The 23719-nt window shown below is 39.3% G+C and carries 22 protein-coding genes and 1 tRNA gene; 17 read left to right on the forward strand and 6 right to left on the reverse strand.

Going from position 1 to position 23719, the window contains the following annotated elements; genetic code table 11:
- Nucleotides 1-3: 3 nt before the first annotated feature.
- Nucleotides 4-75, forward strand: a tRNA-Glu gene (locus MHB51_RS00005).
- Between the two features lie 185 nt (nucleotides 76-260).
- On the opposite strand, the gene MHB51_RS00010 is transcribed toward MHB51_RS00005, so the two are convergent.
- The gene (locus MHB51_RS00010; protein WP_342558722.1) at nucleotides 261-1160 is read right to left on the reverse strand and encodes a nuclease-related domain-containing protein; all 900 of its coding nucleotides are present in this window, start codon (nucleotides 1158-1160) and stop codon (nucleotides 261-263) included.
- 187 nt (nucleotides 1161-1347) lie between these two features.
- Complete coding sequence (locus MHB51_RS00015; protein WP_201261933.1) at nucleotides 1348-1833, reverse strand: tetratricopeptide repeat protein; 486 nt, start codon at nucleotides 1831-1833, stop codon at nucleotides 1348-1350.
- 140 nt (nucleotides 1834-1973) lie between these two features.
- On the opposite strand from MHB51_RS00015, the gene MHB51_RS00020 reads away from it, so the two are divergent.
- The 6 genes from MHB51_RS00020 to glpK all read left to right on the forward strand — a co-directional run bounded on the left by MHB51_RS00020 (nucleotide 1974) and on the right by glpK (nucleotide 8239).
- Nucleotides 1974-2729, forward strand: coding sequence for a MerR family transcriptional regulator (locus MHB51_RS00020; protein ID WP_342558723.1), 756 nt, complete (start codon nucleotides 1974-1976; stop codon nucleotides 2727-2729).
- A gap of 150 nt (nucleotides 2730-2879) precedes the next feature.
- Nucleotides 2880-4523: a glycerol-3-phosphate dehydrogenase/oxidase gene (locus MHB51_RS00025; protein ID WP_342558724.1), complete on the forward strand. Its 1644-nt coding sequence runs from the start codon at nucleotides 2880-2882 to the stop codon at nucleotides 4521-4523.
- Between the two features lie 112 nt (nucleotides 4524-4635).
- Complete coding sequence (locus tag MHB51_RS00030) at nucleotides 4636-4779, forward strand: hypothetical protein (protein ID WP_342558725.1); 144 nt, start codon at nucleotides 4636-4638, stop codon at nucleotides 4777-4779.
- A 158-nt stretch (nucleotides 4780-4937) separates the two neighbouring features.
- On the forward strand, nucleotides 4938-5495 hold the full coding sequence (locus tag MHB51_RS00035) for a glycerol-3-phosphate responsive antiterminator (RefSeq protein ID WP_342558726.1): 558 nt from the start codon (nucleotides 4938-4940) through the stop codon (nucleotides 5493-5495).
- A 166-nt stretch (nucleotides 5496-5661) separates the two neighbouring features.
- Nucleotides 5662-6459 carry an MIP/aquaporin family protein gene (locus tag MHB51_RS00040; RefSeq protein WP_342558727.1) on the forward strand — a complete coding sequence of 266 codons (798 nt, stop codon included), beginning with the start codon at nucleotides 5662-5664 and terminating at the stop codon, nucleotides 6457-6459.
- Between the two features lie 283 nt (nucleotides 6460-6742).
- Nucleotides 6743-8239, forward strand: a complete 1497-nt coding sequence (gene glpK, locus MHB51_RS00045) for a glycerol kinase GlpK (protein WP_342558728.1) — start codon at nucleotides 6743-6745, stop codon at nucleotides 8237-8239.
- A gap of 326 nt (nucleotides 8240-8565) precedes the next feature.
- On the opposite strand, the gene MHB51_RS00050 is transcribed toward glpK, so the two are convergent.
- Complete coding sequence (locus MHB51_RS00050; protein WP_066161727.1) at nucleotides 8566-9483, reverse strand: 1,4-dihydroxy-2-naphthoate polyprenyltransferase; 918 nt, start codon at nucleotides 9481-9483, stop codon at nucleotides 8566-8568.
- Between the two features lie 386 nt (nucleotides 9484-9869).
- Here MHB51_RS00050 and MHB51_RS00055 point away from each other — a divergent pair, with 386 nt between their 5' ends.
- The 9 genes from MHB51_RS00055 to MHB51_RS00095 all read left to right on the forward strand — a co-directional run bounded on the left by MHB51_RS00055 (nucleotide 9870) and on the right by MHB51_RS00095 (nucleotide 21269).
- Nucleotides 9870-11252, forward strand: coding sequence for an isochorismate synthase (locus MHB51_RS00055; protein WP_342558729.1), 1383 nt, complete (start codon nucleotides 9870-9872; stop codon nucleotides 11250-11252).
- A complete protein-coding gene (gene menD / locus MHB51_RS00060) occupies nucleotides 11245-12963 on the forward strand; it encodes a 2-succinyl-5-enolpyruvyl-6-hydroxy-3-cyclohexene-1-carboxylic-acid synthase (RefSeq protein WP_342558730.1) in 1719 nt (572 codons plus the stop codon). The genes MHB51_RS00055 and menD overlap by 8 nt, the downstream gene beginning before the upstream one ends.
- A complete protein-coding gene (menH, locus tag MHB51_RS00065) occupies nucleotides 12948-13757 on the forward strand; it encodes a 2-succinyl-6-hydroxy-2,4-cyclohexadiene-1-carboxylate synthase (RefSeq protein WP_342558731.1) in 810 nt (269 codons plus the stop codon). Before menD ends, menH begins: the two co-directional genes overlap by 16 nt.
- A gap of 12 nt (nucleotides 13758-13769) precedes the next feature.
- Nucleotides 13770-14588: a 1,4-dihydroxy-2-naphthoyl-CoA synthase gene (gene menB, locus MHB51_RS00070; protein ID WP_066161739.1), complete on the forward strand. Its 819-nt coding sequence runs from the start codon at nucleotides 13770-13772 to the stop codon at nucleotides 14586-14588.
- Between the two features lie 461 nt (nucleotides 14589-15049).
- Nucleotides 15050-16750, forward strand: a complete 1701-nt coding sequence (locus MHB51_RS00075; protein WP_066161744.1) for a methyl-accepting chemotaxis protein — start codon at nucleotides 15050-15052, stop codon at nucleotides 16748-16750.
- 509 nt (nucleotides 16751-17259) lie between these two features.
- On the forward strand, nucleotides 17260-17925 hold the full coding sequence (locus MHB51_RS00080) for a response regulator transcription factor (protein ID WP_066164276.1): 666 nt from the start codon (nucleotides 17260-17262) through the stop codon (nucleotides 17923-17925).
- Nucleotides 17922-19301, forward strand: coding sequence for a HAMP domain-containing sensor histidine kinase (locus tag MHB51_RS00085; RefSeq protein ID WP_107943034.1), 1380 nt, complete (start codon nucleotides 17922-17924; stop codon nucleotides 19299-19301). Before MHB51_RS00080 ends, MHB51_RS00085 begins: the two co-directional genes overlap by 4 nt.
- A gap of 74 nt (nucleotides 19302-19375) precedes the next feature.
- Nucleotides 19376-19762, forward strand: coding sequence for a hypothetical protein (locus MHB51_RS00090; RefSeq protein ID WP_066161749.1), 387 nt, complete (start codon nucleotides 19376-19378; stop codon nucleotides 19760-19762).
- Nucleotides 19763-19838: 76 nt separating this feature from the next.
- Nucleotides 19839-21269: an o-succinylbenzoate--CoA ligase gene (locus MHB51_RS00095; RefSeq protein ID WP_342558732.1), complete on the forward strand. Its 1431-nt coding sequence runs from the start codon at nucleotides 19839-19841 to the stop codon at nucleotides 21267-21269.
- A 475-nt stretch (nucleotides 21270-21744) separates the two neighbouring features.
- On the opposite strand, the gene MHB51_RS00100 is transcribed toward MHB51_RS00095, so the two are convergent.
- The 3 genes from MHB51_RS00100 to MHB51_RS00110 form a co-directional block, all read right to left on the reverse strand.
- Nucleotides 21745-22722 (reverse strand): zinc ABC transporter substrate-binding protein, encoded by a 978-nt coding sequence (locus MHB51_RS00100; protein WP_342559499.1) that lies wholly within the window; start codon nucleotides 22720-22722, stop codon nucleotides 21745-21747.
- A gap of 100 nt (nucleotides 22723-22822) precedes the next feature.
- Nucleotides 22823-23056 (reverse strand): membrane protein insertion efficiency factor YidD, encoded by a 234-nt coding sequence (yidD, locus tag MHB51_RS00105; RefSeq protein ID WP_066161758.1) that lies wholly within the window; start codon nucleotides 23054-23056, stop codon nucleotides 22823-22825.
- Nucleotides 23053-23205: a hypothetical protein gene (locus MHB51_RS00110; RefSeq protein WP_161485046.1), complete on the reverse strand. Its 153-nt coding sequence runs from the start codon at nucleotides 23203-23205 to the stop codon at nucleotides 23053-23055. Before MHB51_RS00110 ends, yidD begins: the two co-directional genes overlap by 4 nt.
- 159 nt (nucleotides 23206-23364) lie before the next feature.
- Here MHB51_RS00110 and MHB51_RS00115 point away from each other — a divergent pair, with 159 nt between their 5' ends.
- A complete protein-coding gene (locus MHB51_RS00115) occupies nucleotides 23365-23682 on the forward strand; it encodes a transposase (protein ID WP_107943031.1) in 318 nt (105 codons plus the stop codon).
- The last annotated feature ends 37 nt before the right edge of the window (nucleotides 23683-23719 follow it).

Below are 23719 nucleotides of genomic sequence, written 5' to 3' on the forward strand. Positions count from 1 at the left end.
AAAGGCCCGTTGGTCAAGTGGTTAAGACACCGCCCTTTCACGGCGGTAACACGGGTTCGAATCCCGTACGGGTCATTTAAAAAGCAGTGCATGTCATAGGACGTGTACTGCTTTTTATTTGCAAACAAAGAATCAAGTAAAAATTCTGATGTTTCGTGCGAATTCCCAGACTTTGCGTGCGAAATCATTGATTCCACGTGCGAATTTCTGCGTCTTACGTGCGAATTTGACTGGTTAATGTGTGAATCGTGACTTTTCGATTACTTCATAGTAAGAATTTGTTCAGGAATTTCATAATAAGTATGGCGTCCTTGCTTTATAACTGGAAAAAATTTGAGTAAACGTATCGCTGCATATCTTGATGGTATATCACATAGCGTGCAAAATTGCTGATTTGTTATTTTTGTATCCACTAATAAACGAAAATCATGTAATGCCTGAAAATACGCATATTTATCTTGTAAATGGCAGTGTGAGCAAACAAACCTCCCATGTACAAAATCCATTTTAGAAGCACATTTTGAACAAAATACACCATTTTTTAATTGAGCTAATTTGAAAGAAAACCTCTTTACTGGCGGAGACCGTAGCCCTATAAGTTTTTCATAAAAAACATCTAAATCAAGTAGTGGCTTACTGTACTGCTTTAAACTTTTTTCAATAAAGCTACAAATATAATCTGTATGGAAAATTGGGATGTGGGGACTTCGGTTACCAATAATTGCGCGGCGATTTGCGATGACGACTGCGCCAATTATAGGAACATGTGGGAAAAGAGAGGAAAGAAAACGCGTATGACGTCTTAGCTGCTCAACAGGATTTGGAAAACGTTCAACCACACCATCAGAACGTGTGCGTAGAAGCTGTGACGCCTCGATATCAAAATTCAATTGCCCGGTCATATTTTTCACTTCTAAACAAATAATTAAGGATGAAAAAATAACGATAAAATCAATTTCATGCATGTGCAATGCAGAATCGATTATACAAAAATTGCGCAATATCCGATGCGGTACGGCAAGTTCTTGTAAAAAATAAAAAACCTCATCTTCACCTGCTATACCAGCAGCAGTTAATGAATATTGCTCAACAAAATAATGATAATCAGGATGCTGATCCTCCACTCTCCTTATAATTGCTTCAAGCTGTCTATATTTCAATTAATTTCACCTCCTATCTATTTAATAATATTAGAGAAAATGAATAGATGGAAATGTTTTTTGAGAAAAATTGAAATATCTATTTTGCCACAAAAATATAGAACGAAGCAATCCTTCAAACAAGCACAATAAAATTTTATTTTTCAATAATGTAATATAAAATTATTTAAAAGAATCCTTTGGCATTCTACAACCACGTCTCATCCAGCTTATCTGCATAAAATTGAATAGCTCTTTTATATTGTTGTACATTTATATCTGAAGAGCTGTTTATGAGACAATTCAGCAGGAGCTCCATAGCCTTTTGATGATCGTTTAAATTATATAAAGTCATGGCATAGAATACTTGCAGGGCTTGATTGTTTGGAAATAGTGCGACCGCTTTGTTTAGAATTTCCTTTGATTGTTCATACTTGCCAAGTGTTCTAAATGTGCTGCCAAGTCCTAGAAGGGCGTTTGCCATGTCCGCGTCATTTAGGTCACCTTGAATAGCTTTTTCATAGTAAGGAACTGCTCTTGTTTCTTCCCCTAGACTATCGAAGCTCCATGCACATTGGTAGTTTACATAGGCATTGTTTGGATTTTGTTCGGCTAGTTGTAGTAAAATTTTATTGCATTCTATTAATTTATTTTCTTTTCTAAGTTGAAGTGCGGAATTTAATTGCTCTGTCATGTTCATATGTTGTATCCCCCCTGTTATAAACTATTATAAAAAATTTGCAGTGAAATAAACAGGTTAGAAAAATTTTTTATATAAGATGTTGACCTTGACGTTACGTCAACATTTATAGTAAGCGTAGAGGTGATGAATAGATGAAAATTAATAAACTAGCTAAAATGTCAGGTGTTAGCACACGCACGCTACGCTATTATGATGAAATAGGCTTGCTGTCTCCTGCGATGAAAAATGAAGCCGGCTATCGAATTTATTCACAAAAGGAAATTGATTTACTGCAACAAATCTTATTTTATCGAGCACTTGATATGAAATTAGAGCAAATTAAAGACATCGTTCACGCACCGAATTTTAATGTGATGAATGCATTAGAAAGTCACAGACAGCACTTGCTAGAAAAAAATGCGATGATTGAGCAATTGCTGCAGACGGTAGACCACACAATTCAAGCGTTACAGGAGGGAAAAATGATGTCCAATGAAGAAAAATTTAAAGGCTTTAAAGAAAAGCTACTGCAAGAAAACGAAGAAAAATACGGTAAGGAAATTCGTGAACGCTACGGTAATGAAACGATTGAGGCGTCCAATAAGAAGTGGCTTAATATGACAGAGCAGCAATTTGAGGAGATGGGTCAGCTGGAGCAAAGCTTGTTTGAGCGATTGCAGGAAGCAATGACTGAGGGTAACCCAGCCTCACAGTTAGGAAATGAAGTAGCTGAGCTACACAAGCGGTGGCTAATGTTTTCATGGAAGGATTATTCGAAGGAAGCTCATGCGGGATTAGCGGCAATGTATGTTGCTGATGAACGCTTCACAGCTTATTATGATGAGCGTGTAGCAGTAGGAGCTTCGCAATTTTTACACGATTGTATCGTAGCATATACAACAGAATAATGTTTTAACTTGCCTTTTCGTAATAGACATATTAGAATAGTGGTAAGTTAATAATTGGTATGAGCGATTGAGAGACCGTTAAGAACATATATGCGATAAGTGTATATGCTTTTAATGGTCTTTTTTTCGTACATGGAGGAGGAAAAAGCTATGAGCTCAGCTTCATCGTTACAGCGCAAGCAAACAATTGAAGAGTTGCAAAGCAGGGAGTATGATTTATTAGTGGTTGGAGGCGGTATCACGGGTTGTGGCATCGCACTAGATGCAAGTGCTCGTGGATTATCGGTTGCCTTAGTTGAAATGCAGGATTTTGCAGCGGGAACGTCAAGTCGGTCAACAAAATTAGTGCATGGTGGTTTACGTTATTTAAAGCAGTTTGAAATAAAGGAAGTTGCAGAATTAGGGAAAGAGCGCGCTATTGTTTATGAAAATGGTCCACATGTAACAACGCCAATTTGGATGTTGCTACCGTTTCATAAAGGTGGCACATTCGGCAAATTTTCAACAAATATTGGGCTGCGTGTCTATGATTTTTTAGCAGGTGTAAAGCGCTCTGAGCGTCGCTATATGTTAAATGCCATTCAAACACGTAGCAAAGAACCTTTAGTAAAAACATCCGGCTTGCTCGGTGGCGGTGTTTATGTAGAATACCGTACAGATGATGCCCGTTTAACAATTGAGGTAGCAAAGGCGGCAATTGCAAAAGGTGCAATCTTGCTTAATTATGCAAAGGCAAGTCAATTTATTTATGATGCTAGTGAAAAAATTAGTGGCATCGTTGCACATGACGTTGTCGATGATGCGCATTTTACAATTCGTGCAAAAACGGTAATTAATGCGGCTGGTCCATGGGTAGATGAGGTACGCAAAATCGAGGGAGCGCAGCAAGGAAAGCATTTAATCTTATCAAAAGGTGTGCATATTGTCTTTGATGAGGCTAAGTTTCCACTTCGCCAAGCTGTTTATTTTGATACACCAGATGGTCGCATGGTGTTTGCTATCCCAAGAGATGGAAAAACATATGTAGGTACAACAGATACATTTTATAAAGGTGATGCGTGCGAGATGGATATAGAGCAGGCAGACCGTGATTATTTAATGGATGCGATTCACTATATGTTCCCAAAGGTGCAAGTAACAGATGCTGATATTGAATCGAGTTGGGCTGGTGTGCGTCCATTAATTCATGAAGATGGCAAAAATCCATCAGAAATTTCTCGTAAGGATGAGGTGTGGACATCCGCATCGGGTCTTGTTACAATTGCGGGTGGAAAATTAACAGGCTATCGTAAAATGGCTGAAACTGTACTTGACATGATTGTGAAAGACTTAGCACCAAAATTAAATAAACAGATTGCGCCGTGCAACACGAAAAATATTGCCATTTCGGGTGGAGACATTGGAGGCTCACGCAATTTAAAGGCATTTATTTATAAACAAACAAAAAAAGGTATTGAGTTTGGGTTAACGGAACAGCAAGCGACATATATCGCGCAACAGTATGGTAGCAATGCAGATACGCTGTTAGCATATATGGAAAATAATGATACAGCTCTCCCAGCATGGCTTTATGCACAACTTTGCTATAGTATTCAGCATGAGATGGTTACACATCCAAACGATTTTTTAATTCGTCGTACCGGTTATATGTTCTTTCATATTGCACTTGTTCAGCAGTACAAAGCAGAGATTTTAAATGAGATGACGAAACAGCTAGGTTGGACATCTGAACAACGTGCACGATATGAGGAGCAGCTAGAGCAGGAAATTACAAGAGCGACAACAGCTAAATAAACAATAGAGAAGAGGCTGGAGTTGACCGAAAAGTCCATTTTGTTTTGCCACCGCATTGAAATCAATGTTTTCATCGCTTCCCTTTTATTGAAGGATAATACTGCTAAAGCCAATGTTCATCCCATTTTTAACAGAGGCGTTTTCTGTCTATATGAATCAACATTTTGTGAAACATCATCGCTACTGTCCAAAATGCCGGCTATGCAAGGCTTTTTGGACAGCTCCAATCTCTGTTACTATATTAAATATTCGCTGAAAATGCTTTTTCCTGTGGCGATCATAATAAATTGTCACTACCCTCGTCGCAAAGTGGACGTCTCAAAATGACTTTTCAGACGTCCCCTTTGTAACAAGGGCTGTTTGAAAATGCAATGCTTTTTCAAATAGCGATTTTCTTTCAAAAGGAGGAATTGTATGCATTTTAATGGGCAAAAAATTATCCCTGCGGCACGTACAGTAAAGCAATTTGATGAAATTTTGAATAGCTCTTTTGAATACATCGTGCTGCTAGAGGTACATATTAGCTTGCTGCTATCTTTGAAGCGGGAGGCGGAGCGCTTCGGAAAAAAACTAATCATTCATGCAGATTTAATTCATGGCTTGAAAACGGATAATTTTGCTGCCGATTTCTTATGTAATGATATTCGGCCAGCTGGTATTATTTCTACGCGTTCCAATGTGTTAGTGAAAGCGAAATCGCGCGGTATTATTGCGATTCAGCGTGTTTTTTTAATTGATACGATCGCGCTAAAGAAAAGCTATATGATGATTGAGACAGCGCAGCCGGATTATATTGAATTACTACCAGGCATTATTCCGACGATGATTGCTGAAATTTATGAGCGTACGAAAACGCCTGTAATTACAGGTGGATTGATTCGTTCAACTGAACAACTAGAGCAGGCAATTGATGCGGGGGCTATCGCTATTACGACGTCTGATAAAAAATTATGGGAAAATTTCGAAAAATAGGTTGACTATCGTTGTATTTTTCTCTAGAATGGATACAAGTTCATACAAAGCGTGGTTAGGAAAAGGAACCCACATTTATGCATCTGCAAAAAATTTTGCAGGCTGTTTAAATGTGGGTCTTTTTTGTGCTTTCGCTTAATACACATTAACTAAAGGGGGATGTAAAATGTCAGCATTTACGGCTGAACTAATTGGTACAATGATTCTTATTTTATTTGGTGGCGGTGTTGTTGCAGGCGTATCATTGTACAAATCAAAAGGAAACGGTGGAGGATGGGTTGTTATTACCTTTGCATGGGGCTTAGGAGTAGCAATGGCTGCTTATGCGGTAGGTGGAATTAGTGGAGCACACTTGAATCCAGCATTGACGATTGGGCTAGCGACGATTGGTAACTTTCCATGGGCAGATGTGCCTGCTTATATCGTAGCTCAAATTGTTGGCGCATTTTTAGGTGCAACATTAGTATATTTTATGTATTTACCACATTGGAAAGGTACACAAGACCCTAATGCGAAGCTTGCTGTATTCTCGACGATGCCAGCAATTAATCATCCATTCTCAAATTTAATTTCAGAGATGATTGGTACCTTTATTCTCGTATTAGGAATTTTAGCATTAGGAACAAATACGATTACGGATGGTTTAAATCCATTTTTAGTAGGTATGCTAATTGTCGTAATTGGTATGGCACTTGGAGGACCAACAGGCTATGCCATTAATCCAGCACGTGATTTAGGGCCGCGTATTGCGCACTTTTTATTGCCGATTCCAGGAAAACGTGACTCGGGCTGGTCATATGCTTGGGTGCCAATTGTTGGACCAATTTTAGGCGGCTCTTTTGGCGCATTGTTTTTCCAACAAATTTTTGAAGGTAAAAACAGTGTAGCATTTTGGGTTTTAGCTGTTATTATAATTGTAATTTTTGCTCTAGCACAAGCAACAGTAAAAAAAGCACATGATTAATGTATAATAAAGTGAACTTTCAGTTTAGGAGGATTCTTCTTAAAAGATTGTTCGTAGGGAACATAAGTTAAGAAAAGAACTTCACATTCTGTGAAAATGCTTGTGTAATCGACGTTATGTTGACTGAAAATAGGATTTTATAGACTGTTACCCCTCAACATCAATACATATTTTAATGTGGGCGCTTACAGTCTGTTAATACAGAATTTACGCTAGTTTAGATTTTCGAACTACCTGGTAGATGTTTTCTACCAAATCTAAGATAAAATTGGAGGTAATTTTAATGACAGAAAAAAAATATATTTTAGCTTTAGACCAAGGTACAACGAGTTCACGTGCGATTCTGTTTGATGAAAACGGTAACATCGTGCATACTGCACAGCAGGAATTTCAACAATATTTCCCGCAAGCAGGTTGGGTAGAGCATCATGCAGAGGAAATTTGGTCTTCAATCTTATCATGTATTGCTGCAGTGTTATCTGAAAAAAGTATTGATTCCAAGCAAATTGCTGGGGTTGGTATTACGAACCAGCGTGAAACGACGGTCGTTTGGAACAAAAACACTGGCAAGCCTGTTTATAATGCGATTGTCTGGCAATCGCGTCAAACAAATGCAATTTGTGAGGAGCTGCGAGAAAACGGTTACAATGATTTATTCCGTGATAAAACAGGTCTATTAATTGATGCTTATTTTTCAGGTACGAAAGTGAAATGGATTTTAGATCATGTAGAAGGGGCGCGTGAGCAAGCAGAGGCTGGCGATTTACTATTTGGTACAATTGATACATGGCTTATTTGGAAGCTGTCAGGTGGAAAAGTACATGTGACAGATTATTCAAATGCTTCACGTACATTAATGTACAATATTTATGATTTAAAATGGGATGAGGAATTACTAGAAATTTTAAATGTACCAGCTTCCATGCTACCTGAGGTTCGTCCTTCTTCTGAAGTATATGGCTACACTGAGGAATCATTATTCTTCGGAGCTTCTGTACCAATTGCAGGTGCAGCAGGAGACCAGCAGGCGGCATTATTCGGTCAGGCATGCTTTGAGGAAGGCATGGTTAAAAATACGTATGGCACAGGCTGCTTTATGTTAATGAATACAGGTGAAAAAGCAGTAAAATCGGATAATGGCTTATTAACGACACTTGCATGGGGCTTAGATGGAAAAGTGACTTATGCATTAGAGGGAAGTATTTTCGTAGCAGGTTCTGCAATCCAATGGTTACGTGATGGCTTACGTATGTTCCGTTCTGCGGAGGAATCAGAACAATATGCGTCACGTGTCGATTCGTCAGAAGGAGTCTATGTCGTACCTGCATTTGTAGGTTTAGGTACGCCTTATTGGGATTCTGATGTACGTGGCGCAGTGTTCGGCTTAACACGCGGCACATCGAAAGAGCATTTCGTTCGCGCGACGCTTGAATCATTAGCGTATCAAACGAAGGATGTCCTAAGTGCAATGGAGGCAGATGCCAATATTCCATTAGCGAAGCTACGTGTGGATGGTGGTGCAGTAGCTAATAACTTCTTGATGCAATTCCAAGCAGATTTATTAAATGTGCCTGTAGATCGTCCTGTTATTAATGAAACAACAGCTTTAGGTGCAGCTTACTTAGCAGGGCTTGCAGTAGGCTACTGGCAATCAACTGAGGAAATCGGAAAGTATTGGAATTTAGAACGCCAATTCACACCTGATATGGACGAAGCGCATCGTGAAGCGATTTACAGTGGCTGGAAAAAAGCTGTAGCAGCAGCGCAGGCTTTTAAATAATAGAGGAGATTGTCCAAAAAGCAGTGCATTGCCTGCTTTTTGGACTTTTTGATGATGTTTCATCAAAGGTATTACTAGTTAAAACAGAAAAGAGTTTCTTTTGAAAGGTTGTTATTTTCACAAAAAAGATGATTTTGTATAGAAATCGCATTGAAAGAGGGATTTTGCTTCTTCTCATTCATTTTGGAGAAACACAGCTAAACCCTGTGTTTCTAGCATTTTCAAAGAAAGCTCTTTCTACTTTATAGGAGTAAATACTTTGCCAAAACACCATCATCAGCGTCCAAAATGCCGGCTATGCACGGCTTTTTGGCGCCCCCACCCCATTAAATTAAATGTGAAATCAATAAACCAATACCTAGTAAAAAGCCGAAAATCGTGTTTGTTTGTGCTGTATATTTCATGGCAGGCATAACATCTTTGGGCGCTTTATGAGCTCTAAAGATAGCGATTGCCTTTAAGGGCTTGGGCAAGCTAAGTAAAACAAGCAATGCCCATTCGGAAATATCATCAATGATAACGAGACCGATAATCCATAAATATGAAACGATGAAAAATAATGATAAAACGGTAATAGCGCTTTCACGTCCAACTAAAATGGCCATCGTTTTGCGCCCGCCCTCTGTATCGCCTACAATATCGCGGATATTGTTAGAAAGCATAATACCGCCGACTAAAATCATGCTAGGTACTGATAAAAGTACGGCTGCAAGTGTTACAGTGCCAGTTTGAATAAAGAAAGCAATTAAGACGATACCCATGCCCATCACTGCTCCAGATACAAGCTCTCCAAACGGCGAGTATGCGATTGGGTAAGGTCCACCTGTGTATAAATAACCAATGAGCATACAAACAAGCCCAATGGCAGCAAGCCACCAAGATGACATGGCACAAATATAAATTCCTAGTAATAGTGCGAGCCCATAGAAGCAGAGTGCAATCATCATAATTGTCCTTGGTGCAACACCGTGCCGCACGATTGTGCCACCGATGCCGACAGAATGCTCATTATCAAGCCCTCGTTTATAATCATAGTATTCATTAAACATATTCGTTGCCGCCTGAATTAACATGCTGGCAATAAGCATGGCGAAAAATAACAAAAAATTAATGTCATGCTTTGAAATAGCGGCAGCAATTGCCGTTCCTAAAAACACGGGAACGAATGAAGCTGTTAGTGTATGTGGGCGGGTTAAATGCCACCATACTTGAAAGCCCCGTTCTGCCTCAATTACCTTTGTCAATTTACTTCTCTCCCTCAAAATCAATTTCGCTTTGGCTATTGATGAACACAGTTTGCCACAAGCTTATCTTCATTCCAATATGAATAAAGAAAAAAAGTACCGAATCTATTTTATACGAATATTAGAAAAATGGATAGTGGATACGCTTATTCATATTACAACACAGAAAAAAGTGATATGATAGTATTGATAGTCAGATAATCTTGATTCGGCAAAGAAGAAGCTGTCTAAAAATTGCAGACAGCCTCGTAAATTCTTGTTTTGCATGTACGAGGCTTTTAACAAATATTAAAAGGTAAGACATAGTGAATGTCCGACGGGATAATTGACAAATAATAGATAAGAAAAAATGCTACGTTTACATTGCAACAACGGAGGGAATTTTCATGCAACAAAAGTGGTACAATGCCACTGAAGTAGAAGCGGGCTCTTTAAATGCGGGGACAATCTTCTATATGGAAACAGTCGAGGTAAGCCGCTTATCGGCACTTGCCTTTTTTGCGGCTGGGGAAGAATCTTTTAAAGGGCAGCGCTATTTTTGGCAAAATCGAGAAAAAACATTAACATTAGTTGGCTTAGGACATGCGCATATTATTGAAAATAATTTATCAATGATGCGCTTTGATGAAGTTGAGAAGCAGTGGAAGCAATTAACGAAAAATATTGTAACGGAAGAGGAACTACAGCCCATTTTATTTGGCGGCTTTACATTTGACCCAGAGAATAAAACGACGGGTGAATGGAGTGCCTTTCCAGAGAGTTATTTTACGGTCGCGACATTCCAACTAATGATTCGAGGCGATAAAGCGTATGTCAGCATTCATTTAATAACAGATGGCGATAACGCAGCGCCCCATTTTGATGAACTGCGTAAACAGCGTGATATTTTAATTCACGCTGCACAGGTAAAGGAAGTCAAAACTTATGCAAAGCCACAAATTACTTCCTATAGTGAGCCACATAAAGAGGCTTATTTGCAGTCAATTGATGAGGTGACAGCGAAAATCAAAGCGCAAGAGGCAGATAAAGTAGTAATTGCGCGCTCGCTAGCATTGCAGTTTGAAGAGGCTGTGTCATCACCGCAAATTTTGTCTCATGTTGTCAATGAGCAGCCTGAAAGCTATTTATTCGGTATCGAACGCACGGATATGCTCTTTTTCGGTGCTTCACCAGAGCGCTTAGTAAAGGTTGAAAATGGACGTGCTTATTCCTCCTGTATCGCTGGCTCAATCAAGCGTGGTACGACAGCGGAGGAAGACGAAGCATTGGGACAAAGCTTGTTACAAGATAGTAAAAATCGTGGTGAGCATCATTATGTTGTAGAAATGATTACAGAAACTTTTGAGAAAAATTGTACAACTGTTAAAGTGCCACAGCAGCCAAAGCTCTTAAAAATTCGCGATATTCAGCATTTATATACACCTGTAGAAGGACAGCTTGCAGAGGGCGCAACGATTCTACAATTGGTGAAGGATTTGCACCCAACACCTGCTCTTGGTGGCGTACCACGAGCTGATTCAATGCAAATTATTCGTGCATTTGAGCCGATGAATAGAGGGCTCTATGCAGCACCTATTGGCTGGTTAGATGCAGATGGCAATGGCGAGTTTGCAGTAGCAATACGTTCGGCAGCCTTGCTCGGGAATGCTGCGTATTTATACGCTGGTGGCGGCATTGTAGCAGATTCTGAGGCGCAATCAGAGTATGAAGAAACATTAGTGAAGTTTAGACCGATGCTACGCGCGCTGGGAGGAGCAGTTCATGAGTGAACGTGAAATATTAACGAATTATGTGTACCGTATAGTTGCTTCATTATTGCAGCATGGTGTAGAGGAGGTAGTCGTGAGCCCAGGCTCACGTTCAACGCCTCTAGCCTATGCATTTGCGTCAACAGAAAGCGTTAAGATGCATCGCCAAATTGATGAGCGAGCGGCAGCCTTTTATGCATTAGGTATTGCTAAAGCTAGCGCTAAGCCTGTCGTTTTATTATGTACATCCGGCACAGCAGCAGCAAATTATTTTCCAGCAATTATTGAGGCGAAATATGCTCGCGTACCTTTAATCGTATTAACGGCAGACCGACCACATGAGCTGCGTGAAGTAGGGGCTCCGCAAACGATAGATCAAATCCGTTTGTACGGGGGGCATGTCAAATATTCGATGGAATTTCCAATTCCAGATGTAGCTCCGCAAACTGTGCAATTTATCGAGCATCATATAGGACGTGCAGTGGCAATCGCTTCATCAGCGCCATTTGGGCCAGTGCATATTAATATCCCATTACGTGAGCCTTTATTAATTGATTTCAGAAGCTTAAATGAGCTGACATTTAAGGCGAGCTTTTTACAGGAAACCATACCATCACAGGCCGCACGTGATTTTTTAGCACAAACGATTAATGACACAGAAAATGGCATCCTCATTATTGGTGAATTGCCTTTAGGGCTAGATATAGCACCACTTTGGTCCTTTATTCGCAACTGTAAATGGCCAGTATTAATTGAGAGCTTAGCAAATATGCGCGGTGCTGTACCTGAAGACTGTTTGCCATATGTGATTTCAACATATGATGCAATATTGAAAAATGAGCATTTTAAGGAAGCGGTTGCAGCACATACTGTTATTCGCTTCGGTGCACAGCCTGTATCAAAATTTGTTATGCAGTTTTTAACACAGACGATGCCAGAAAAATATATTGTCATTGATGAGGATGCATTATTCCGTGATTCAACGAACAGTTCGACGCACTTCATTCAAGGTAAGCCAGGGGCATGGTTGGAGCAGCTTACGTTGCAAACAGACAGCATTCATTATTTAACCCTTTGGCAGCAGGCGGAGCGGATTGCAAGAAAGCATATCGCAGCATATACAGCGCATGCACAGGATGAGGGAGCATTCGTGCAAAAGATGCTTGAGCTTGTCCCTAATGGCAGTGATATTTTTGTTAGCAGTAGTATGCCAATACGCGATATTGATACATTTTTCCTAGCAACGAATAAGGATATACGCATTTTCGCAAATCGAGGAGCCAACGGTATTGATGGGGTAACGTCAACAGCGCTTGGTTTTAGTACGGTGCACAAGCGACCGACCTATTTAATTATTGGTGATTTAGCCTTTTTACATGATGCCAATGCCTTCATCGCTTCACGTTATCAAGCAAATGATTTAACGGTTGTTGTACTTAATAATGATGGTGGCGGTATTTTTTCTTATTTACCACAAGCGAGTATAGAGGCACATTATGAAGATTTATTTGGTACTCCAACAGCTTTAACTTTTGAGCAGCTTGCGGCAATGTATGATGTGCAATATGAACGTTTGGAGCATTTAGCAACATTTGAGGCAGCGTTGCAAGCAGATAAAAGTGAGCCGCTGCGTTTATTGGAGGTAATGACCGACCGTGCTGTTAACGTCACATCGCATCGTGCACTATGGCAGCGTATCTCTGAGGAGCTGAACAAATGGCTACAGAAATAGATGGCATCAAGGTGCATATACGTAGCTGGAACGACGGGGCATCACAGACAATTGTTTGTCTACATGGCTTCACAGGTAGCTCAAACACATGGCTACCGCTTGCCAACAATCTAGACGCACGTGTAATTGCTATTGATTTAATTGGTCATGGTTACACCTCTGCCCCTGAGGATGTGAAGCATTATACGATAGATGTGCAAGTGGAGCTACTAGACAAACTATTTGAGCAGCTTAACTTGCAGTCAATTATTTTACTCGGCTATTCGCTTGGCGGGCGTATTGCTCTTTCCTATGCTGTTCGTTATCCAAATAAAGTTCAGCAGCTAATTTTAGAAAGTGCATCGCCGGGCTTAAAGGATGAAGAAGAGCGATTGGTTCGTCAAAAGGCAGACAATCAGCTTGCAAATGAAATTGAGCAAAGCGGGCTCGTCGCCTTTGTAGATAAATGGGAGAATATCCCGCTGTTCCAATCACAAAAGCGGTTGCCAAAGACTGTTCAGCAGGCAGTGCGCGAGGAGCGTTTACAGCAGAGTGAAAAAGGCTTAGCTAATAGTTTGCGTGGTATGGGTACAGGTGTTATGCCGCAGCTATGGGACAAATTAAAAGCGCTTGAGATGCCTATAACGTTAATAACAGGCGAGCTTGATACGAAGTTTGTTGGAATTGCTGTACAAATGAAGGCGCATTTGGCAAAAGTAAAGCATCGAACAATTAAGGATGTTGGCCATGCAATACATGTGGAAAATCCCGCAGAGTTTGCTACAATAGTAAAGGAAGTATTCCATGAAATTTAGGAGGTAACATTTATGACACGTCAATGGACTTCATTACATACGTATGAAGATATTAAGTACGAGTTTTACAACGGTATTGCGAAAATTACAATTAACCGTCCAGAAGTTCGTAATGCATTTCGACCAAAAACGGTAGTAGAATTAATTGATGCTTTTACGCGCGCGCGCGATGATAAAAATATCGGCGTTATTATTTTAACGGGTGAAGGTGAGCATGCATTCTGCTCAGGCGGTGACCAAAAAGTACGCGGACATGGCGGCTACGTAGGCGATGATGAAATTCCACGTTTAAACGTTCTTGATTTACAGCGATTAATTCGTGTAATTCCTAAGCCAGTTGTAGCAATGGTAGCAGGCTATGCAATCGGTGGCGGTCATGTATTGCACGTTGTTTGTGACTTAACAATTGCGGCTGATAACGCACGTTTCGGACAAACAGGACCAAAAGTAGGTTCATTCGATGCTGGCTATGGCTCAGGCTATTTAGCACGTATTATCGGTCATAAAAAAGCGCGTGAAATTTGGTATTTATGCCGTCAGTATGATGCACAGCAAGCGCTAGATATGGGCTTAGTAAATACGGTTGTTCCATATGCAGAGCTTGAAGATGAAACAGTTAAATGGTGTGAGGAAATGCTAGAAATGTCACCAACGGCACTTCGCTTCCTAAAAGCAGCAATGAACGCTGATACAGATGGTTTAGCAGGCCTTCAACAAATGGCTGGTGACGCTACATTACTTTACTATACAACAGATGAAGCGAAAGAAGGACGCGATGCATTTAAAGAAAAGCGCAAGCCTGATTTCGGTCAATTCCCAAGATTCCCTTAATGCGAATCAAACTATAAAACAAAAGCATGCAATCTAAATTTATTTAGGCTGCATGCTTTTTATTGTTTCCCTCGATATTCTACTTGTGTAACATAATAAGCCTATTACATAGCAATTATAAATGAGAGAAAATGATTCAAATTACATAGAAGGTTAGTTATAAGTTGGTTATATTGTGCTTTATTACCTAAAATATTATCAATATTATACTTTTCTATAATAATAAATGCTATAAGTTCCATTGAATTGTTATGCTATTAAACATATAATAAAATTATTACATTTAGTAATAATGGTGTATAAATATTCAATCCTCATTAGTTGTTACTTAATAGGGTACAAACTCTATTTTGTTTATCTATATACAGTATGGTTAAATAGCAAAGATTGAAGGGAGTGATTTATCAAAAAAATTTATACATAAAGACAATCATTAATACTAGGTGAAAGGGGAAAAGAGCATGAATTTTAAAACACTACGCGCAAAAATTTTATATGGTTTTATTATTGTTTTGATAATGATAATTGTACAAGGTGGTTATTCAATTTTTAATAATATTAAAATGAGCAATAACATTGAGTATATGATCAAAACGGAGCTCGAATTATCCATTTATGACCAACATTTAGCGAACTCGGTATCTTCGCGAATAGCTGCAGCAAGGGGCTATGTCTTGTCAGGAGATACAGTAAATAAAGAGCTTTTTTATGAATATGTAGAGCAATCGTTAAGCAATGAAGAGGCAGTGCGAAAAATAATAAATGCTGAGAAGTTGGCTAATTCTAAGGAATTTGAGGATTTGTCTGCTAGGACTAGAGCATGGCGTGAGCAAATTGAAAATAATGTTTTTTCTGTTTATGATAGTGGTAATAAGGAGCGGGCGGCTACCAATATAGTTGGGCTTGCGGCTGAAGCGCGCGGTATTCAATTAGGGTTTGAACAATTGGCGAGTAGTCGCGAAGATTCAGTTCGTGCTACTGGTGCAGAAGTAATGAAAGAAATGCAGTTTTCTAACACGGTTAATATAATTGCGATAATTATCGTAATCATTGTAGCAATCTCAATCGCATTTTATAGCGCTTCAAGTATTTCAAGACCAGTTAAACGTATTTCAGAGCGCGTTCAACGCATTGCTGAGGGGGATATATCAGATGAAGCATTAAAGGTACATGGACGAGATGAGATAGCGCAATTAACAATTGCAGCAAATGCATTAAGTGAAAAATTAAACGGTATGATGCGACAAATTCAAGATATTTCAAATCAGGTCGTATCTCATAGTGAAGAGCTGCTACAATCAGCAGTTGAGGTAAGGGAAGGTACCGAGCAAGTGGCACTTACGATGAATGAAATTGCAGAAGGAACAGAGGCACAGGCAAGTAATGCAAGTGATTTATCGAGCCACATGGGTGATTTCGTGACGAATGCAAAAGAAGCAAGCAGTAATGGGGAAGATGCCCAACAATACTCGAATAATGTGTTAAACTTAACATCTACAGGCCGTACATTAATGGAAGCATCTACAATGCAAATGTCGAAAATTGATGATATTGTGCATGACGCAGTTGTCAAGGTGGAAGGCTTAAATAATAAAACACAGGCTATCTCACAATTGGTGCTTGTTATTAATGATATTGCCAACCAGACGAATCTTTTAGCTTTGAATGCGGCAATAGAGGCTGCTCGTGCTGGAGAGCAAGGCAAAGGATTTGCTGTTGTAGCAGATGAGGTACGAAAATTAGCAGAGCAAGTATCCGTTTCAGTAGTTGATATTTCGCAAATTGTAGAGGAAATCGTGGAGGAAACAGATACTGTGACGGATTCATTAAAATCTAGCTATAGCGAAGTGCAAAATGGTACAGAGCAAATTACAGAAACGAATCGAACATTCAATGAAATTGAATCGGCAATTTCCGCAATGGCTGAAAATATTTCAACTGTTTCGCAAAATCTATCACAAATTGTCGAAAACTCAGCCAATATTGACAAAGCGGTAGATGAAATTGCAGCAGTGGCAGAAGAGTCCGCAGCTGGAATCGAACAAACTTCTGCTACGATGCAACAAACGGCTGCCACAATGGAAGAAGTGTCTAATAGTTCGAATGAGCTATCGAAAATAGCAGAAGAATTAAATAATCATATTCAGCAGTTTAAGCTTTAGCTTTTTTAGCATATTTTTTGTGATGAGTAACCGCAGGAGCAGATGTTTTTTGCGACGAGTAACCGCAGGAGCACATTATTTTTGTACAAATAGCAAAGCGAAAGGTACAGAAGTTTCCATCCCTACAGGTGGCGAGATGCACTTAGAATGAGAAGAGCTCATGTAAAGACTGTGTATCCAGCATCGTACCAGCAGATGTCACAGATTTTGAAGGAAGGTCTAAGTGATGTAGGTCAGATAACGGTTGTCAAACGATGTGATGATTTTAGGTTAATGATTAAAAAGAGTAGAGGTTTTTTATCTTATTAGATTTTTATAGGTTAGATAAAATAGTGACTACAAAATGTCTGGAAAGTATGCGAACGCACTACTTTTCAGACATTTTTTTGCTCGCAATTTTACACAACACATGGCATAATGCAGGATATAAAGTGAACCTTCAGTCCGAGGTGGTTTTTTCGCACGATTCCCTTGGATTGGTGATTGAGGAAGAGCAGGTGAGGCTAGCGATGCGAAAAATTTTAGTTGTAGATGATGACCAACATATTTTACAGTTAGTGAAACTGCATTTACAAGCATGGCATTATGATATTATCTGTGCTGCAAATGGGGTTGAAGCATTACAACAAATGACAGAGGATGTCGATTTAGCAGTTGTTGATGTGATGATGCCAGAGATGGATGGTCTACAATTAACGAAAGAACTAAAAGAGGAATGGGAAATCCCAGTATTATTATTAACAGCTAAAGGGCAGTTGGAGGACAAGCGAGAAGGCTTTACTGTTGGAGCGGATGATTATGTTGTAAAGCCCTTTGAGCCGGACGAATTATTATTTCGCATACAAGCGATTTTAAGACGCTATGATAAGCCGACAGAGGCAGCAATTGAAATTGGGGATTTAGTGATTGATAGGCGTACATTGCAAGTTGTGAAAGGACAAACGAAGCTTGTTTTACCATTAAAGGAGTTTGAATTACTTGCTATTCTTGCAAGCAGGGCGCAAATTTTTCAACGAGATTATTTAATGGAGCAGGTGTGGGGGCTTGATTACGAAAGTGATGATACGTTAAATACGCATATTAAACGATTGCGGGAAAAGCTTGTACGCCTTGATAGTACAGTGCAAATCACAACAGTTCGTGGCGTAGGCTATCAACTTGAGGTAGTGCAATGAAAATATATTCTACTTTATATTTTAAATATATTGTAGTGGCACTTGCAATTATGTTTCTCAGTGGCGTTCTGGCATTACTTGCGACAAATACGTATTATCACCGTGTTATTAAAGAACAAAATGATACGAAAAATGTAGCCATTGTTCAAGAAATGACCGAATATATTAAAGAAAACGAGCAGTTAAACTTAGAGGCATATTTGCAAACAATTGCTAGTATCGGTTATCAACTATATGTAATAGACGCAGAGGGGCAGGCTGCATTTTACGGTAGTGATTTTCGTTTGACCGCGCTTGATGATAGCGTAAAGCAGGCTGTTATTGAAGGGCAAATTTACCACGGAATGCGTGATTACCCACGTCAGCTTTTTATTACTGGTTTTTTTGCTAATGATTTAACGAATTCCGTAGGCGTGCCATTCCAATATAAGGGTGATAAATATGCATTGTTTGCACGCCCTGATATACGCCTGCTATTTAATGAAATGCATGTTGTGCTTGGGAATATGATGCTGATTTCTTTAGTTGCTAGTTTAGCTGCTATTTTGCTTGCAGCATGGTATTTGGTAAAGCCGATTCGAGCTTTAACGGCTGCGACAAAGCAAATAGCAAAGGAGGATTACGATGTAGCAATTGAAATTGCACGCACAGATGAACTTGGATTATTAGCGAAAAGCTTTAATAAAATGGCACAAGATTTAAAGCAGCAAGACGAAACACGTAAAAGCTTTATTCGCAATATTTCTCATGATTTACAAACGCCGCTACAAAACATTCATGGCTATGCCAATCTGTTAAAAAATAAGCAGCTAACAGATGAAAACCGCCTGCATTATGCGGATATTATTGAAGCGGAAACGAGCCGTCTTTCAAGCTTAACAAGACAGTTACTCCTGTTAAATTCGCTAGATGAACTTGTCTATAAAAGACGGCAAACGACCGTAAATATTACACAGCAAATTGAGCGAGCGGTGCTGAAAAGTCAGTGGATGATTGAGCAAAAAGAGTTGGCTATATGGCTACAACTGGATGAAGCGATTTTTCATGGTGATGAAACATTGCTCGAAAATATTTGGGAAAATCTTATTGCAAACGCCATTAAATATAATCGACAGGGTGGAGAAATTAATATTAAATTGGTAAATGAGCCAACTGTAATTACGCTAGAAATTTCTGATACAGGCATCGGCATTCGACAGGAGCATTTACAGCATATTTTTAAGCGCTTTTACCGAGTGGATGAGGCGAGACAAACGAAGGGGACAGGCCTAGGGCTAGCGATTGTTCAAGAGGTCGTTCATTTTTATAACGGTCAAATTGCAATAAATAGTAAAGAAAATGAGGGCACGACAATAACGATTCAATTGCCAAAATAGCGTTGCAGTTCAGCTTGAGTTCAGATAACGTCGATACAATACTTCCATATGAAACGATATGGAGGTATTTTATTATGGAAAAAGTATGGAGCATACGATTAATTCGTTTAGCAGCAATTTTTGGTTTAATAGGAGCCATTTTAGGCTCTGATATGGCGGGCTCAGGGAATTACCAATTTAGAGCAATTCATGCACATATGCTCGTTGTTGGATGGTTATCTGTATTTGCATGGGGCTTGTTTTATAAAGTATACCGTGTTCGCATACAAAAATTAGTATCTATACATGGTTGGACAACTGTCATTGGCTCGGTAGGATTAACAATTGGCATGTTATTCTACAATATCAATCCATTTCAAATGAATGAAGTGTTTACATTAATTACATTTATCGCTGGCGGAACAGCATTATTAATCAGCTTTGCCTTGTTTATTGCCATCACATTTTTGCTAGAGGACTAAATTGTGTGAGAATTGTGTGTGTGCCTGGCACCCACACAATATGCTACAATTAATCCAATAAAGGAGGCGTATGAAAATGCAGCCAAATTGGATTAGGCAACGCGCATATTTAACACCGAATCGCATTGGACTTCGCTTCGAAGAGCAGAGCTGGACTTTTCAGCAATTGCATGAAGAAGCATTATATAAAGCAGGACAGTTGGCAACGCTTGCGAAGCAAGGGGAGCGGGTAGCAATTTTAGCTCCCTCTACGCCAGAGCTTATTAAAGTGATTTATGGGTGTATGCATTTGCAGTTAGAGATGGTGCTTTTAAATGGGCGTTTGTCAGCGGAGGAGCTTGCTTATCAAATTGAGGATGCGCAAGTAACAGTCGTATTGGCGGCAGCAAGCGAAGTACATAAATTACCGCAAAATATAGAGTTTGTTACATTTGAGCAGCTTATGAGCGTGCAGGCGATTGAAGTCGAGATTGCGTCTACTTGGTCAGAGGAACAAACTGTTTCGATTATGTATACTTCTGGTACGACAGGCTTTCCGAAAGGTGTGCGCCAAACTGTAAAAAATCATAGTATGAGTGCCATTAGCTCGGCATTAAATTTAGGAACTACAGAGCAGGATGTATGGCTTTGTACTGTACCTATTTTTCATATTAGTGGCTTTTCCATTTTAATGCGCTCATTGCTGTATGGAGCAACTGTCAGCTTATATGAAAAATTTGATGCGATGGCTTGCGTACAAGAAATAGTTGAGGGACATGTGACAAATATTTCTCTTGTCTCAGTAATGCTTGAGCGTGTTATAAGTGAAATGGAACGCTTGCAAGTGCAAGCACACCCCAACTTCAAAATACTGCTTGCGGGTGGTGGTTTGATACCAGTTGATTATTTACAGCGCGCCGCGAAAGTGCAATTACCTGTTGTGCAAACATATGGTATGACAGAAACCGCATCGCAAACAGCAACGCTTGCTAGCGCTGATGCACTACGCAAAATTGGCTCAGCAGGAAAGCCGCTATTTTTTAATGAGGTGCGCATTCAAGGTACAGAGGAACCATTTGTGGAGGGAGAAATTTGCATCCGAGGCCCTCATGTCACACCGGGCTATATTGGGCGTTTTGCTGAACGTTCAAGCACTGAAAACGGCTGGCTACTAACAGGTGATATAGGCTATTTAGATGATGAAGGCTATTTATATGTGGTCGATCGCCGCGCTGATTTAATTATTTCTGGTGGGGAAAATATTTATCCAGCAGAAATTGAAAATGCTTTACTAGCACATCCAAATGTATTAGAAGCTGGTGTTTGTGGTATAGCAGATGGTAAATGGGGACAAGTACCGATTGCCTTTATTATACAAAAGCAAGCTGTAAGTGAAGAGGAGTTACGTGCATTTTGCGAGCATAAGCTTGCAAGCTATAAGCTACCAAAGCGATTTTATTTTGTTGAAAGCTTACCACGCAATGGCTCTAACAAGCTGTTGAGAAGAAAATTGAAGGAATTATTGTAAAAGAGAATGGGACTGTCTGAAAAGTCCATTTTGTTTTGCCACCGCATTGAAATCAATGTTTTCATCGCTTCCCTTTGACTGAAGGAGTACACTGCTAAAGCCAATGTTCATCCCATTTTTAAAAGAGGCGTTTTCTGTTTATAGGAATCAACATTTTGTGAAACATCATCGCGACTGTCCAAAATGCCGGCTATGCACGGCTTTTTGGACAGTCCCCTTTTATTAGAATAAAAAGATTTGAAGCATATTTTAAATGGTTGTAAACACTAAATTCAATTTTATCCTGCCGTAAGACTCCCACTGAAAGAACATTAAGGATAAGTGGGAGATTAATTGCCCGTAAAAGCCCGATTGGTTCAACTAACAATCAGTGGAGAAAAGCACCCACTAATTGAAGTTTCACTTTATAATGACCAAAGAGATTTTGAGCTTTTGGGAAGGTCCTCTTTTCATATGCCTTCTTAAAATATAGGCTTTATTGCAATGCCTTGGCTAATTGCTCAATATTATGCTGCATTAAAGTGAAGTAGTTTTCATTGTTTTTAATATCTTCCTTCGTTAAAACACTTAAATTATGCAATGTTAATGCCTCTGCTCCGACCTCTTTTTGGATGACCGTTGTTAAATTTGAAGAAACATTTTGTTCGAAGAAAATATAGCTAATGTTTTCTTCTTTAGCTAAATCAACGATTGCCGCTAATTGCTTTTGTGACGGCTCACTTTGGGAGTTTAGGCCAGCAACAGGAATTTGATTAAAGCCATAATGGCCTGCTATATAGCCGAACGCCGCATGGGATACAAAAAATGTTTTCTTTGTTGTTTGCTTGGCCATTGCTTCAAAATCGGCATGCAGTGTATCAAGCTCCGCAGCTAGTTCCTCATAATTTTTTGTGAAAAGCTCTTGCTGCTCTGGCAACATGTCAACAAGCTCATTTTTGATTGATAATGCAAGCTCCTTTGATAGAACAGGTGATAGCCATACATGTGTATCATGCTCATGATGACCATGTTCTTCGTGGTCTCCATGCTCCTCATCATGCTCGTGGTCATGGTCCTCTTCATCCTCTGCATGCACATGACCTGTGGAAATGTGGAACTGCTCATCCGTTATATTGTCGGCTGTAGCAACTAATTTAACATGCTCATTCGCTAATGTTTTTTTAGCGTTTTCAACAAAGCCTTCTAAGCCCTGTCCAATATAAAAGAATAGTTCAGCGTCTGCTAGTGCCATCATATCTTTTTGTGTCGGCTCGAATGTATGTTCATTCGCTCCAGCAGGATATATAGACTCCACCTGCACAAAATCTTCGCCGATGCGCTCGGCAAAATATTGTAACGGGTAAACAGTCGTATAAACAGTTAAAGAATTACTAGATGCTTTCTGGTCTTCACTGCCACATGCTGCTAGCAACGCAAGGATTGCTAATAAAAAAAAGTAAATAAATTTTTTCATCATTAAATCTCCTAAATAGTAATTATTACGATTTACATAATCGACGTTTTTTATCATAACTCAATTACAAAAAAAAAACAATAAAAAAAACCTTCGAAATTTATTTTTTTTTCGAAGGCCACTTTTCAGGCACGGGATCAAAGCCACCTGGATGGAGTGGATGGCATTTTAGTATGCGCATTGTTGTTAAAATAAATCCTTTTATTGCTCCGTGCTTTTGGAACGCTTCAAGTCCGTAGCTTGAGCAAGTTGGATGAAAGCGACAAGAAGGAGGCGTCATAGGTGAAATATATTTGCGATAAAATTTAATTAACCAAATAAAAGGATGCTTCATTTTTGTTGCTGCTCATTTTCTTGTTCAGCTGGCATTGAATCAATTGTTTGTTTTGCTGAAAAATTATTTTGACGTGCAACCCAAATAATCACAATGGCAAATGTTGACATTATGGCAATTACTACTATAAAAACTAGTGCAAGATTCATATTTCTCACCTCATATTTATCTCTTATTACTAAGCTGTAAAACATATGCGAACATGCAGGTTCACTTTATTATAAGCAAATTCCTTTTAATTAGCTATACATGTGAATATGAATTACTGCTTCGGGTAATGATAAGAAAAAATTGAAGGGAGCATCTGCATGAATAAATACAAAATGTATGTATCGATAACTGATTTGACATGTAGCCATATTCCGAATTTATCGTCCAATGAATTTAAGGTGGAACTAGAGCCTGCTATTGCTCGCATTTTTACAAAGCTTTTCAATCAAATCAATGGTCTTGAAGGTCATAATTTATGGCGAGCACATTTACCTTATATACCTTACCATTATGATGAATTAAATCATGATATTGATACACGATTAAAAAAAATTTATGCGTTACTGCATGAATTCGGTGATAATCATACGAAGGAATTTGTTGAGCAGTTACCATATTTCAAGCTTAAGGGATAAGATGTAAAGACGATAGCGTCTAAAAAGCGTGCAAGGC

The organism is Metasolibacillus sp. FSL K6-0083, from assembly GCF_038630865.1.
Taxonomy (GTDB): domain Bacteria; phylum Bacillota; class Bacilli; order Bacillales_A; family Planococcaceae; genus Metasolibacillus; species Metasolibacillus fluoroglycofenilyticus.

Excerpts from the sequence above, each read along its gene's own strand:
- menH (WP_342558731.1), top strand. The coding sequence starts at position 12,948 with ATGGCTACAGAAATAGATGGCATCAAGGTGCATATACGTAGCTGGAAC.
- glpK (WP_342558728.1), top strand. The coding sequence starts at position 6,743 with ATGACAGAAAAAAAATATATTTTAGCTTTAGACCAAGGTACAACGAGT.
- MHB51_RS00085 (WP_107943034.1), top strand. The coding sequence starts at position 17,922 with ATGAAAATATATTCTACTTTATATTTTAAATATATTGTAGTGGCACTT.
- MHB51_RS00090 (WP_066161749.1), top strand. The coding sequence starts at position 19,376 with ATGGAAAAAGTATGGAGCATACGATTAATTCGTTTAGCAGCAATTTTT.
- MHB51_RS00115 (WP_107943031.1), top strand. The coding sequence starts at position 23,365 with ATGAATAAATACAAAATGTATGTATCGATAACTGATTTGACATGTAGC.
- yidD (WP_066161758.1), bottom strand. The coding sequence starts at position 23,056 with ATGAAGCATCCTTTTATTTGGTTAATTAAATTTTATCGCAAATATATT.
- MHB51_RS00015 (WP_201261933.1), bottom strand. The coding sequence starts at position 1,833 with ATGACAGAGCAATTAAATTCCGCACTTCAACTTAGAAAAGAAAATAAA.
- MHB51_RS00075 (WP_066161744.1), top strand. The coding sequence starts at position 15,050 with ATGAATTTTAAAACACTACGCGCAAAAATTTTATATGGTTTTATTATT.
- MHB51_RS00030 (WP_342558725.1), top strand. The coding sequence starts at position 4,636 with ATGTTCATCCCATTTTTAACAGAGGCGTTTTCTGTCTATATGAATCAA.
- MHB51_RS00020 (WP_342558723.1), top strand. The coding sequence starts at position 1,974 with ATGAAAATTAATAAACTAGCTAAAATGTCAGGTGTTAGCACACGCACG.
- MHB51_RS00055 (WP_342558729.1), top strand. The coding sequence starts at position 9,870 with ATGCAACAAAAGTGGTACAATGCCACTGAAGTAGAAGCGGGCTCTTTA.
- menB (WP_066161739.1), top strand. The coding sequence starts at position 13,770 with ATGACACGTCAATGGACTTCATTACATACGTATGAAGATATTAAGTAC.
- MHB51_RS00095 (WP_342558732.1), top strand. The coding sequence starts at position 19,839 with ATGCAGCCAAATTGGATTAGGCAACGCGCATATTTAACACCGAATCGC.
- MHB51_RS00025 (WP_342558724.1), top strand. The coding sequence starts at position 2,880 with ATGAGCTCAGCTTCATCGTTACAGCGCAAGCAAACAATTGAAGAGTTG.
- MHB51_RS00100 (WP_342559499.1), bottom strand. The coding sequence starts at position 22,722 with ATGAAAAAATTTATTTACTTTTTTTTATTAGCAATCCTTGCGTTGCTA.
- MHB51_RS00110 (WP_161485046.1), bottom strand. The coding sequence starts at position 23,205 with ATGAATCTTGCACTAGTTTTTATAGTAGTAATTGCCATAATGTCAACA.
- MHB51_RS00035 (WP_342558726.1), top strand. The coding sequence starts at position 4,938 with ATGCATTTTAATGGGCAAAAAATTATCCCTGCGGCACGTACAGTAAAG.
- MHB51_RS00040 (WP_342558727.1), top strand. The coding sequence starts at position 5,662 with ATGTCAGCATTTACGGCTGAACTAATTGGTACAATGATTCTTATTTTA.
- menD (WP_342558730.1), top strand. The coding sequence starts at position 11,245 with ATGAGTGAACGTGAAATATTAACGAATTATGTGTACCGTATAGTTGCT.
- MHB51_RS00080 (WP_066164276.1), top strand. The coding sequence starts at position 17,260 with ATGCGAAAAATTTTAGTTGTAGATGATGACCAACATATTTTACAGTTA.